Source organism: Accumulibacter sp. (assembly GCF_029255125.1).
Lineage (GTDB): Bacteria > Pseudomonadota > Gammaproteobacteria > Burkholderiales > Rhodocyclaceae > Accumulibacter.
This window is the reverse complement of sequence record NZ_JAPUVR010000140.1, coordinates 14,226-27,017: the sequence shown is the minus strand read 5'-3', so window position 1 is coordinate 27,017 and position 12,792 is coordinate 14,226. Positions and strand designations below refer to the sequence as shown.

The 12,792-nt window shown below is 61.5% G+C and carries 11 protein-coding genes; 1 reads left to right on the top strand and 10 read right to left on the bottom strand.

What is annotated here, in order from left to right:
* Nucleotides 1-21 precede the first annotated feature (21 nt).
* From lpdA to Q1L59_RS15505, 10 genes are all read right to left on the bottom strand, one after another.
* Nucleotides 22-1,458 (bottom strand): dihydrolipoyl dehydrogenase, encoded by a 1,437-nt coding sequence (lpdA, locus tag Q1L59_RS15550; RefSeq protein WP_300333924.1) that lies wholly within the window; start codon nucleotides 1,456-1,458, stop codon nucleotides 22-24.
* A 90-nt stretch (nucleotides 1,459-1,548) separates the two neighbouring features.
* Entirely contained in the window at nucleotides 1,549-2,832 is a 1,284-nt protein-coding gene (gene odhB, locus Q1L59_RS15545; RefSeq protein WP_300333922.1) for a 2-oxoglutarate dehydrogenase complex dihydrolipoyllysine-residue succinyltransferase, read from the bottom strand.
* Between the two features lie 12 nt (nucleotides 2,833-2,844).
* Entirely contained in the window at nucleotides 2,845-5,685 is a 2,841-nt protein-coding gene (locus Q1L59_RS15540; protein WP_300333919.1) for a 2-oxoglutarate dehydrogenase E1 component, read from the bottom strand.
* Between the two features lie 111 nt (nucleotides 5,686-5,796).
* Complete coding sequence (gene gltA, locus Q1L59_RS15535; RefSeq protein ID WP_300333917.1) at nucleotides 5,797-7,092, bottom strand: citrate synthase; 1,296 nt, start codon at nucleotides 7,090-7,092, stop codon at nucleotides 5,797-5,799.
* A gap of 70 nt (nucleotides 7,093-7,162) precedes the next feature.
* Nucleotides 7,163-7,417, bottom strand: a complete 255-nt coding sequence (locus Q1L59_RS15530) for a succinate dehydrogenase assembly factor 2 (RefSeq protein WP_300333914.1) — start codon at nucleotides 7,415-7,417, stop codon at nucleotides 7,163-7,165.
* Nucleotides 7,417-8,130 carry a succinate dehydrogenase iron-sulfur subunit gene (locus Q1L59_RS15525; protein WP_300333912.1) on the bottom strand — a complete coding sequence of 238 codons (714 nt, stop codon included), beginning with the start codon at nucleotides 8,128-8,130 and terminating at the stop codon, nucleotides 7,417-7,419. Before Q1L59_RS15525 ends, Q1L59_RS15530 begins: the two co-directional genes overlap by 1 nt.
* Before the next feature lie 24 nt (nucleotides 8,131-8,154).
* Nucleotides 8,155-9,939, bottom strand: a complete 1,785-nt coding sequence (gene sdhA / locus Q1L59_RS15520; RefSeq protein WP_300333910.1) for a succinate dehydrogenase flavoprotein subunit — start codon at nucleotides 9,937-9,939, stop codon at nucleotides 8,155-8,157.
* Nucleotides 9,940-10,287, bottom strand: coding sequence for a succinate dehydrogenase, hydrophobic membrane anchor protein (gene sdhD / locus Q1L59_RS15515; RefSeq protein ID WP_300333907.1), 348 nt, complete (start codon nucleotides 10,285-10,287; stop codon nucleotides 9,940-9,942).
* A complete protein-coding gene (gene sdhC, locus Q1L59_RS15510; RefSeq protein ID WP_300333904.1) occupies nucleotides 10,281-10,673 on the bottom strand; it encodes a succinate dehydrogenase, cytochrome b556 subunit in 393 nt (130 codons plus the stop codon). Before sdhC ends, sdhD begins: the two co-directional genes overlap by 7 nt.
* Before the next feature lie 119 nt (nucleotides 10,674-10,792).
* Nucleotides 10,793-11,530, bottom strand: coding sequence for a GntR family transcriptional regulator (locus tag Q1L59_RS15505; protein ID WP_300333902.1), 738 nt, complete (start codon nucleotides 11,528-11,530; stop codon nucleotides 10,793-10,795).
* 212 nt (nucleotides 11,531-11,742) lie between these two features.
* Here Q1L59_RS15505 and Q1L59_RS15500 point away from each other — a divergent pair, with 212 nt between their 5' ends.
* Nucleotides 11,743-12,729: a malate dehydrogenase gene (locus Q1L59_RS15500; RefSeq protein WP_300333899.1), complete on the top strand. Its 987-nt coding sequence runs from the start codon at nucleotides 11,743-11,745 to the stop codon at nucleotides 12,727-12,729.
* The last annotated feature ends 63 nt before the right edge of the window (nucleotides 12,730-12,792 follow it).

Genomic DNA, 12,792 nt, shown 5'->3' with positions numbered 1-12,792 from the left:
AAGTCAGCTGGAATCGCCCGCTCAGAAATGCAGCGGTCGCTTGTCGCACGCCAGGGCTGCTTCGTGCACCACCTCCGAAAGCGTCGGGTGGGCATGACAGATGCGCGCCAGGTCTTCCGCCGCTGCACCGAACTCCATCGCTACGACGCCTTCCGAAATCAGCTCGGAGGCATTTGCACCGATGATGTGAACGCCAAGCACGCGATCCGTCGTGGCGCAGGCCAGCACCTTGACGAAGCCCGTCGGATCGCCCATGCCGAGCGCGCGTCCGTTGGCGGCGAAGGGAATCTTGCCCACCTTGTAAGCAGTGCCGTCGGCCTTCAGTTGCTGCTCGGTGCGCCCGACCCAGGCGATCTCCGGGCTGGTGTAGATCACCCACGGGATCGTCTCGAAATTGCAGTGTCCGGCTTGTCCCGCCATCAGTTCGGCGACCATGACGCCCTCTTCCATCGCCTTGTGCGCCAGCATCGGTCCGGCAACGACATCGCCGATCGCCCAGACGCCAGGCAGGTTCGTCCGGCAATGTGCGTCCACCTCGATCTGCCCGCGTGCATTGATCTGCAGACCGACCTTTTCGGCGCCCAGACCATCCGTGTTCGGCACGCGGCCGATCGAAACGATCAGGCGATCAGCATCCAGCCTTTGCGGGTTCCCGTCCTTGTCGGTGTAGTCGATCGAGACGCCGGTCGGCGAGACCCTGACTTCTCCGATCGTCACCCCGGTAACGATTCTCAGACCCTGCCGAGCAAAGACCTTGGCGGCTTCCTTGGCGACATCGATGTCGGCCAGCGAGAGAAAGTCCGGAAGTGCTTCGAGCAGGGTGACGTCGGAACCGAGCCGGCGCCAGACGCTGCCCATCTCGAGGCCGATAACGCCGGCGCCGATCACCGCCAGCCGCTTGGGAACGGCGTCAATGTCGAGCGCGCCGATGTTGTCGCACACAATCTCGTTGTCGACCGGAATGCCGGGCAGATGACGCGCCTTGGAGCCGGTGGCCAGGATCACCTGCCGAGCCTCGACGACGTTCTCGCCGACCCGCATCTGCCAGACTTCGCCGACCGCTGCAGCCTTGCGCTCGACGAAGGCAGCATGGCCGTTGAGCAAGGTCACCTTGTTCTTTTTGAACAGCGCCTTGATGCCGCTGGTGAGTTGTTTGACGATGCCATCCTTGCGCGCAATCATCCGGCTGACGTCGATGTTCGGTGCGCCGACACAAATGCCCTGTTCGGCGAAGCTGTGGCCCGCTTCCTCGAAGAGATGCGAGGTATGCAGCAGCGCTTTCGACGGAATGCAACCGACATTCAGGCAGGTGCCGCCCAGACGCGGCTCGCCTTTCGGGTCGGCGTAGGCGTTGGATTCGCAGCAGGCGACGCTGAAGCCGAGTTGCGCTGCCCGAATGGCGGCAACGTAGCCCGCCGGACCGCCACCGACCACGAGAACGTCGAATTGTTTGGACATGACTGATTCCCTTTCCAAGCGCAGAGACACGAAGGCACGGAGTGCGCGCAGAGTGCGGCTCTGGGCTTCTCCGTGCCCTGAGGTGGGGGGTTAAACGCCGAGCAGCAGACGAGCCGGATCCTCCAGCGCCTCCTTCATCGTCACCAGCCCGAGGACGGCTTCGCGGCCATCAATGATCCGGTGATCGTAGGACATGGCCAGGTAGTTGATCGGCCGGCTGACGATCTGCCCGTTCTCAACGACCGGCCGATCCTTGGTCGCATGGATGCCGAGAATCGCCGACTGCGGTGGGTTGATGATTGGCGTCGAGAGCATCGAACCAAAAACGCCACCGTTGGAAATCGAGAAGGTTCCGCCGGTCAGTTCCTCCATCGACAGTTTGCCATCCTTGGCCTTGACGCCGAACTCGCCGATCTTCTTCTCGATGTCGGCAAAGCTCATCTGGTCGGCGTCGCGCAGGATCGGTACGACGAGTCCACGCGGGCTGCCAACGGCAATCCCGATGTCGATGTAGCCGTGATAGACGATGTCGCTGCCGTCGACCGAGGCATTGAGCACCGGGAAGCGCTGCAAGGCGGCGACCGCAGCCTTGACGAAAAAGGCCATGAAACCAAGACGGACGCCGTGCGTCTTCTCGAAACGCTCGCCGTACTGCTTGCGCAGCGCCATGATCGGACCCATGTTGACTTCGTTGAAGGTGGTCAATATCGCGTTGGTCGCCTGCGACTGCAGCAGGCGCTCAGCGACACGCGCGCGCAGACGCGACATCGGGACGCGCTGCTCCGGCCGCTCGCCAAACGGAATCGTCACCTCGGGCGCGGGCGGCAAACTGGCGGTCACGTTGACGAAAGGCGAGGGCACCGCCGCGGACCCCGCGGCGGCTTTGCCGACCGACTTGGCGGCCGGCGCCGGTGCCGCGGGGACCGCCGCTGCCAAGGCGTCCGCCTTGGTCACTCGGCCGCCCCGGCCGGTGCCGGCAACGTCGCCGACGGCAACGCCTTTCTCTTCCAGAATTTTGCGTGCCGCCGGCAGGGCAACGCCGGGTGCGGAACCGCCTGGTGGCGGTGCGCTGGCTTCCGCCGCCTTGGCGGGCGCTGGCGCCTTGGCGACCGGCGCAGCGATGGTCCCTGCCTGGGCGGCCGTATCGATGCGCGCGATCACTTCGCCGGAGACAACGGTTTCCCCATCGCCCTTGACGATCTCGACCAGCACACCGTTATCGGGCGCCGGCAACTCGAGGACGACTTTGTCGGTCTCGATGTCGATCAGGTTTTCATCGCGCACGACGGCTTCGCCAGCCTTCTTGTGCCAGGCAACCAGCGTCGCTTCGGCGACCGACTCGGAAAGCTGTGGAACTTTGACGTCGATGATCATGTTCACTCCGTTCTAGGGCAATTTATAGTACTCGATCTCACCGAACGCGGAGTCGATCAGAGCCTTCTGTTGGGCATTGTGCTTGCTCTGGTAGCCGACCGCCGGCGACGCCGACGCTGGGCGCGAGACAAGCAGGAGATGCTGCTTGTCGCTCAGCGAGCGCGACAGGTGCTGGCGTGAGGCAATCCAGTACCAGGCCCCCTGGTTGCGCGGCTCCTCCTGGCACCAGACGACTTCCGTCGCCTTCGGATACTTGGCCAGTTCTTCCTGAAAAGAGTCTTGCGGGAAGGGATAAAACTGCTCGAGCCGGGCAATTGCCACGTGGCCGATCTTGCGCTCGTGCCGGGCGGCAATCAACTCGTAGTAGACCTTGCCGGAGCAGAAGATGACGCGCGTCACCTTCTTCGCGTTGATCGGCTCGACTTCGCCAATCACGCGCTGAAATTCGCCGTCGCTCAATTCTTCCAGCGACGACGTCGCATCCTTGTGGCGCAACAGTGACTTCGGCGAAAAGACGACCAGCGGCTTGCGCTGGTTGCGGATTGCCTGCCGGCGCAACATGTGGAAGACCTGCGCCGGCGTCGACGGCTGGCAGACTTCCATGTTCATCTCGGCGCACAGTTGCATGTAGCGTTCAATGCGCGCCGATGAGTGCTCTGGCCCCTGCCCTTCGTAGCCGTGCGGCAGGAGGAGGACGAGTCCGCTTGCCCGCCCCCACTTGGCTTCCCCGGAGGCAATGAACTGGTCGATGACCACCTGCGCACCGTTCGCGAAGTCGCCAAACTGCGCTTCCCAGACGACCAGCTCGTGCGGATTGGCCGTCGAGTAGCCGTATTCGAAAGCGAGCACGGCCTCTTCCGAGAGCACCGAATCGAAGCACTGGAAACCTCCCTGCCGTTCCTGCAGATGCGCCAGCGGATAGTAGGTGCCCCGATCCCAGTGCTCGCGGTTCTGATCGTGCAGCGCTGCGTGCCGATGGAAGAAGGTGCTGCGTCCAACGTCCTCGCCGGATACCCGCACACCATAGCCGGAAACGAGCAGCGAGGCATAGGCCAGATTCTCAGCCATTCCCCAGTCGACCGGCAGTCTGCCCTCGCCCATTTGCCGCCGGTCCTCGATGATCTTCTTGACCCGGCTGTGCAGGGTAAAGTTGGGCGGGATCGTCGTCAGCCGTTCGGCCAGCCGCTGCAGCTCGGCGACCGGCACCTTGGTATCGCAGACCTCGATGTACGTGGGCGTCAGGAACGGCGTCCAGTCGATCGTCATCGGGTGTTTGTAGCCGGCAATCACCGGGTTGTAGAGCAACTCGCCGCGGTCCAGATGCGCCCGGTAGTCGGCGATCAGTTCGTCCGGCCCTTCCGGCGGCAGAACGCCTTCGGCAACCAGCTTGTCGCCGTACAGCTTGCGCGTCCCCGGATGCTGCTGAATCTTCTTGTACATCAGCGGCTGCGTCACCATCGGCTCGTCCTGTTCGTTGTGGCCGAGCTTGCGATAGCAGACGATGTCGACGACGACGTCCTTCTTGAAGGTGCGCCGGTACTCGGCGGCGATTCCAGTAACCAGCGCGACCGCTTCAGGGTGGTCGCCGTTCACGTGGAAAATCGGCGCCTCGGCCATCTTGAAAATGTCGGTGCAGTAGAGCGACGAGCGATAGTCGCGCGGATCGGACGTGGTGAAACCAATCTGATTGTTGACCACGACATGAATGGTTCCGCCGACGCCGTAGCCACGCGTCTGGGCGAAGTTCAGCATCTCCTGGTTCACGCCTTGTCCGGCAACCGCTGCATCGCCATGAATCAGCACCGACAGCACCTTTTCCTTGCCGTTTTCGCCGCGCCGACGCTGGCGCGAATAGACCGAGCCGACGACGACCGGATTGACGATCTCCAGATGCGAAGGATTGAACGAGAGCGTCAGATGGCACGGCCCGCCGGGGGTCGAAACGTCGGAGGAGTAGCCCATATGGTACTTCACGTCGCCCGCCGACAGGTCCTGCGCCTTCCTGCCCTCGAACTCGTCAAAAAGCATCGCCGGCGCCTTGCCCAACGTATTGACGAGCACATTGAGCCGCCCACGATGCGCCATGCCAACCACAATCTCATCAACGCCACCGGCCCCGGCAACTCGAATCAGCTCGTCCATGGCGACGATCAGTGACTCGCCACCTTCCAGCGAGAAGCGCTTCTGACCGACGTAACGCGTATGCAGATAGCGTTCGAGCGTCTCGGCCGCGGTCAGCCGTTCGAGCATCCGCTTGCGTTCGTCGGCGGTGTAGTTGGGCTTCGAGTGGATACGTTCCAGGCGATCCTGAATCCAGCGTTTCTCGGCAACGGTGCTCAGATACATGTACTCGACGCCAATCACGCCGCAATAGGTCGCCTTGAGCGCGTCGTAGATCTGTCCGAAGGTGGCGTGATCGGGCGTCCCCTTGAACGATCCGGCGTTGAAGACGGTATTCAGGTCGGCGTCGGAAAGGCCGTAGTAGGCCGGATCAAGCTGCGGTATCTCGGGGCGTGGGGTACGCTTCAGCGGATCCAGATTCGCCCAGCGGTCGCCAATGAAGCGGTAGGCGGTGATCATCTGGAGAATGCCGACCTGCTTGCGATCGTCGATCGGCGCCACTGCGGCGGCGCGGTACCCACCCTTGCGCGCCTGCTCGGCAAACGCGTTGATCACCGGCAGATGCGGGACGTCGCGGTCCACATAACCCGGCAGCCGGCCCAGTTTGTCGAAGTAATCGCGCCACTGCTCGGAAACTGAACCGGGATTGTCGAGATAGTTTTCGTAAAGCTCCTCGACGAAGGGCGCGTTGCCGCCGAAAAGGAGGGAGTTACCAAACAACTGATTCATCATGGCTTTACCTGTCGTCACGGTCCTGGTTCTGGATGCGAAAACCCGTGGTGTCAAGACCACAGAATGAAAAAAGGGCGGCCCGCGAGCAGCCGCCCTTTTGCGTCTTTCGACCTAGCGCTGGTCGATCGCGATGACGTCGCGTCTCGCCGCACCGACGTAGAGCTGACGCGGACGACCGATCTTGTATTCCGGATCGTTGATCATCTCTTCCCACTGGGTCATCCAGCCAACCGTTCGTGCCAGGGCGAAAATGCACGTGAACATCGAGGTCGGAATGCCGAGTGCCTTCTGCACGATACCGGAATAGAAGTCGACGTTCGGATACAGCTTCTTCTCGATGAAGTAGTCGTCTTCCAGGGCGATCTTTTCGAGTTCCATCGCCAACTTGAACAGGCGGTCGTTCTGCAGGCCGAGCTCGTGCAGGACGTCGCCGCAGACCTTGCGCATCAGCTTGGCGCGTGGGTCGAAATTCTTGTAGACCCGGTGTCCGAAGCCCATCAGCTTGAAATCGTCGTTCTTGTCCTTGGCACGTGCGATGTACTTGCCGACGCGGGAAACATCGTGGATTTCCTCGAGCATTTCCAGGCAGGCCTCGTTTGCTCCGCCATGCGCCGGCCCCCAGAGGCAGGCGATACCGGCCGAGATGCAGGCGTAGGGGTTGGCTCCGGACGATCCCGACAGGCGAACGGTCGAGGTCGAGGCATTCTGCTCGTGGTCGGCATGCAAGGTGAAAATGGTGTCGAGTGCATGCACGAGGACCGGGTTCGGCTTGTATTGCTCGCACGGCGTGCCGAACATCATGTGCATGAAGTTCGCCGTATAGTCCAGGTCATTGCGCGGATAGATGAAGGGCTCGCCGCGGTGGTACTTGTACGCCATGGCGACGATCGTCGGCAATTTGGCGACGATGCGGTTGAAGCTGATGTTCTGGTGCTCGAGATCGGAGAAATTTTCCGCTTCGTGGTAGAAAGCGGAAAGCGCGCCGACCACCCCGACCAGTACGGCCATCGGGTGCGCGTCCCGGCGGAAACCCTGATAGAACTTCACCAGTTGCTCGTGCACCATGGTGTGCTGCTTGATGTTGTTCTCGAAGTTGACCTTCTGCGCCGCCGTCGGCAGTTCTCCGTTCCAGAGCAGGTAGGCGACTTCAAGGAAGTTGCACTGCTCGGCCAGTTGCTCGATCGGATAGCCACGATAAAGCAGCTCGCCCTTGTCGCCATCGATGAAGGTGACCGTAGACCGACAACTCGCGGTCGACAGGTAGCCCGAGTCGTAGGTGAACAGACCGGTCTTGGCGCCCAGGGTGCGAATGTCTATGCATTCGTTGCCATGCGTTGGCGTCATGATTGGAAACTCGACGGGAGCTCGCCCTTCGATGATCAGAGTTGCTTTACGTTCGGTCGTCATTTCTTTTCCCCGTACAGGTGTTGAGGTCACAGCTACGAACTGGAAGCCGCGAGAATCTAGGGCAACTTCCTTACTTCACTCTTACGTTGCGCAATAACGCGAGGACTTCCGCCTGCACCGGGTCCGAGCTTGCCCGGGCGCCATTGACCAGCGGCCACAGTTCAAGATCCTCCATGTCGGCCAGATCGACAAACGCCTCCGCCTGCACCGGCGTCAGACTCGGATAAACGCGCTCGAGAAATTCACCGAGCAGCAGATCCATCTCGAGCATGGCACGGCGCGTGCAGCGCCAGCGCAGACGGTTGAGTTTTTCCCTGTCCTCCATCAGATGGCGCGACGAACCATCATTTCCTTGATCTTGCCGATGGCCCGCGTCGGGTTGAGACCCTTCGGGCAAACGTCTACGCAATTCATGATCGTGTGGCAGCGGAACAGGCGATACGGGTCCTCAAGGTCATCCAGCCGCTCATTCGTCGCCAAGTCGCGCGTATCGGCGATGAAGCGATAGGCGTTGAGCAGTCCGGCCGGGCCGACGAACTTGTCGGGGTTCCACCAGAACGACGGGCACGAGGTCGAGCAGCACGCACAGAGAATGCACTCGTAAAGGCCGTTCAGTTCTTCCCGGTCCTCGGGCGACTGCAGGCGCTCACGCTCCGGACGCGGCCCCTCGTTGACCAGGTACGGTCTGATCGAGTGGTATTGCTTGAAAAACTGCGTCATGTCGACGATCAGGTCGCGGATGACCGGTAGCCCGGGCAGTGGCCGAAGGACGACCGGCTGCTTGAGGTCCTTGATTTCGGTCAGACAGGCGAGACCGTTCTTGCCGTTGATGTTCATTGCATCGGAACCGCAGATCCCCTCGCGGCACGAGCGCCGATACGCCAGCGAATCGTCCTTGGCTTTCAGACGTGTGAGGACATCGAGCAACTTGCGGTCGAGCGAGAAATCGACCTCGACCGAGGCGTCCTGCATATAGGGTGCCTGGTCCTTGTCCGGGTCGTAGCGGTAAATCTTGAACTGCATGATGCTGGTGGCCATTATCAATTACTCCTTGGCGCGCGATCAGTAGGAACGTGTCTTGAGCGCGATCGTGTCGACGGTCAGCGGCTTCATGATCACCGGCTTGTAGCTCAGGCGGCTGCCCTCCCGGTACCAAAGCGTGTGCTTGTGCCAGTTGATGTCGTCGCGACCATTGGGATTGGCCGGCGTGTCGGGCGCGTCGTCGCGCACGTGCGCACCGCGCGATTCCTTGCGCGCATTGGCCGAAACCATCGTCGCCTTGGCCACTTCAATCAGATTGTCGAGTTCGAGCGCTTCGACGCGCGCCGTATTCCAGACCTGTGACTTGTCCTTGATTTCCGTCCTGGCCACAGCCTTTTCGATGTCGACGATGCGGGCGACACCTTCGGCCAGCATGTCCTTGAAGCGGAAAACGCCGCAATGCTTCTGCATCGTCCGCTGCAGTTCGAGCCGTGTCTCATTGACGTTCGCCCCGCCGGTCTGCGTATTCAGACGGTCGAGCCGCGCCAGCGTCCGCTCGGCGAAGTTGGCCGGCAGATCCTTGAGACCGATATTGCCCGACCTGAGGTCTTCGATCACAGAATCGCCTGACGATTTGCCAAAAACCAGCAAGTCAAGCAAGGAATTCGTTCCCAGCCGGTTTGCCCCATGCACCGACGCACAGGCGACCTCGCCGGCAGCATAGAAGCCCGGAACCGGCGAGCCGTCCTCATTCACCACCTGTCCCTTGTAGTTGGTCGGCACGCCGCCCATCTGGTAATGGCAGGTCGGCACGACCGGAATCGGCGCCTTGATCGGGTCGATCCCGGCAAACTGGATCGAAATCTCGCGGATGCCGGGCAGCCGCTTCATGATCGTCGCCGGATCGAGGTGAGTGATGTCGAGCAGCACGAAGTCCTTGTTCGGCCCGCAACCGCGGCCCTCGTTGATCTCGGTGACCATCGCCCGTGAAACGACATCGCGTGAGGCCAGGTCCTTGGCATTCGGCGCATAGCGCTCCATGAAGCGCTCGTTCGTCGAGTTGCGCAGAATGCCGCCTTCGCCACGCACGCCTTCGGTGATCAGCACCCCGGCGCCAGCCACGCCGGTCGGGTGAAACTGCCAAAACTCCATGTCTTCGAGCGGCAGGCCCGCGCGCGCCGCCATGCCCAGGCCATCGCCAGTATTGATGAAGGCATTGGTCGACGAATAGAAGATGCGACCGGCGCCACCGGTAGCAAAGACCGTCGCCTTGGAATGGAAGGCGACGACCTCACCGGTTTCCATCTCGAGCGCAATGACGCCGAGAACCTGCCCGGAATCATCGCGAATCAGGTCGAGCGCCATCCACTCGACGAAGAACTGCGTGTTGGCGCGCACGTTGCGCTGATACAAGGCGTGCAACATGGCGTGCCCGGTGCGGTCGGCCGCCGCGCAGGCACGCCGGACCGGCTTTTCGCCGAAGTTGGACATGTGCCCGCCGAACGGCCGCTGATAGATCTTTCCTTCGTCTGTACGGTCGAACGGCATACCGAAGTGTTCGAGTTCGACGACCACCTCGGGCGCCTTGCGGCACATGTACTCGATCGCGTCCTGGTCGCCCAGCCAGTCCGAGCCCTTGACGGTGTCGTACATGTGCCAGTGCCAATGGTCTTCCTCGGAATTGCCCAGCGACGCGGAAACGCCACCCTGGGCGGCAACGGTGTGCGAACGCGTCGGAAAGACCTTGGACAGCACGGCTGTCTTCAGGCCACCCTCGGACAACTGGATCGCCGCGCGCAGGCCGGAACCGCCGGCGCCGACGATCACTGCATCGAACTTACGTACCGGAATGCTTAGCTTGTTCACTTACATTCTCCACAGAATCTGAACCGCCCAACCGGCGTAGCCGACGAGCACCGCAACTGTCGCAATCATCAGCAGAAGACGCAATCCGTCCGACTTGACGTAGTCCATCCAGATATCCCGGACGCCGATCCAGGCATGGTAGAAGACGCTGACAAAGAAGAGAAAGGTCGCGAAACGCATGAAACCGTTGGCGAAGATGCCGCGCCATGCGTCGAAGGAGTCGGGACCGACAGCGCCGACGACGACCAGAAAAATGATCGTATAGACCGCCATGATGATGGCTGTCGCGCGCTGGATGATCCAGTCCTTGAGGCCATAGTGAGCCCCGACGAGTATGCGGTTTACCATAGTACTTTCGCTCCAATGATCAGCGTCAGCGCGATGCTGACGGCAAAGACGACCTTGCTCGACAGGCGTGCCGACTCGAGGTCTATCCCCTTGTGCAGGTCGAGCATCAGATAGCGGATGCCGGCGCAGAAGTGATGCATGTAGAGCCAGATCAGTCCCAGGAGAACCAGCTTGGCGAGCGGATGGCCGACCACGCCCTTGACGACGGCGAAGGTCTCGGCCGAGGCAAGGCTGCCCTGCAGCAGCCATAGGAGGAAAGGCAGGAGCAGGAAGATCACCGCCCCGCTGATCCGGTGAATGATCGACAGGATACCCGGAAGCGGTAGCCTGATCGTCGGCAAGTCCAAGTTCTTCGGACGCTTTTTCGTGATTGCCATCTCTGCCATGAACGTCATCCCTGTTATGTTATGCAGTCGTACGCGGACCGCCTGACCCCTTCAAAACCGCACTCGATTATAAACCATCGCAGCGCACCATACCGACCCGTCCCGTCTCCTCACGCAGCTCAGCCGAGCTGGTTGTGATAATGATAATTGCGCGTCGAATAGAAGCCACGGCGCCATTCGACCGGCTTGCCACCATAGGTCATGGTGACGCGTTCGACGAGCAACAGCGGGCTTCCCTCGGCCACCTGCAGCAATTCCGCGCTCACCCGATCAGCCGACACGGCGCGCAGCCGTTCGTCGGCGCGGATCATGCGCACGCCGTAGCGGCTTTCGAACAGACTGTAGAGGGATTCGCCGGAGCGCAGAACCTCCAGCGAAAGATCGGGAAAGAGTTCGCTCGGCAAGTAGATCTCGTCGAACACTACGGGTTCCTCGCCGAGCTTGAGCAGGCGCCGAACGATAGTGATCGCCGCGCCCGCTTCCAGCGCGAGCAGCCGGGCGACATCCGGACCCGCCTTCGCGCGCCAGCATTCGAGCGGCACGCTCTGCGAAACCTGCAGTTCGCCGTCATTCGGAACGAGGCGCAGGAAGCGGAAGAAGGAACCCGGGTCCTTGTGCGTCGCCACGAAGGTTCCCTTGCCTTGCTGGCGAACGAGGAGGTTTTCCGCGGCCATTTCGTCGACCGCCTTGCGCACGGTGCCCTGGCTCACTCCGAAGCGCACGGCCAGTTCGGATTCGCTGGGAATCGAGTCGCCCGGCCGCCACTCCCCCGATTCGAGACCATGCATGATCAGATCCTTGATCTGCCGATACAGCGGACTGAACGTAGGAGAATGGAAGGACGCCGACCTGTTCATGGAGCGTCATTTCAGCACAATTTTTGCTGCGCGTCCATCGTGTCCCTGTTTCAAATATCATATATAAGACATATGATATGGCATGGATTTGACATCCTGCAATCGGCGGCTCTATCATTCTCCCGATTTGCTGCCCGGCCCGCTGGCCTCCTGGGCGCAGCGGATCGCTTACCGCTCATTTCTTGCTCATCACTTACGACAGGAGCCGCATCATGTCCAAAGCCCCCATGCGCGTCGCGGTCACCGGCGCTGCCGGTCAAATCGGTTACAGCCTGCTTTTCCGGATTGCTTCCGGCGAAATGCTTGGCAAGGACCAACCCGTCATCCTTCAGCTCCTCGATCTGCCGCAAGCCCAGAAAGCGTGCCAAGGCGTGATCATGGAACTTGAAGATTGCGCATTTCCCCTGCTCGCCGGCATGTTCGCCACCGACGATCCGAACGCGGCGTTCAAGGACGCCGATGCCTGCTTGCTCGTCGGGGCACGTCCGCGCGGCCCAGGCATGGAACGGGCCGATCTGCTGACCGCCAACGGGGCAATCTTCACCGTGCAGGGCAAGGCGATTGCCGAAAACGCCAAGGAAGACGTGCGCGTCCTGGTCGTCGGCAACCCGTGCAACACCAATGCCCTGATCGCTGGCTCGGCCGCACGCAAGGTCGGACGCACCAACCCGGCCAACTACCACGGCATGCTCCGCCTCGACCACAACCGCGCCCTTTCCCAGCTCGCCGCGAAGACGGGCCGACCGGTCGCCAGCTTCAAGCAACTCGTCGTCTGGGGCAACCATTCGCCGACGATGTACGCCGACTACCGTAACTGTACCTCGAACGGGGACAACGTCAAGGCGCTGATCAACGACGCCGTCTGGAACAACGATGTCTTTCTGCCCACCGTCGGCAAGCGCGGCGCAGCGATCATCGATGCGCGCGGCCTGTCCTCAGCGGCTTCGGCGGCCAACGCGGCCATCGACCACATGCGTGACTGGGTCCTCGGTTCGAGCGAATGGGTGACCATGGGCGTCCCCTCGGACGGCTCGTACGACATTCCGGCCGGCATCGTCTTCGGTTTCCCGTGCGAATGCCAGGGCGGCTCGTTCAAGATCATCCAGGGCATCGCGATTGACGACTACTCGCGCGACAAACTCAACAAGACGCTGAAGGAACTCACCGACGAGCGCGACGCGGTCAAACACATGCTTTGATTGCTCCTGCACGGGCGGGAAAAGCCGCGGCATGCCGCGGCTTTTCTTTTCTCCGCCCCCTTT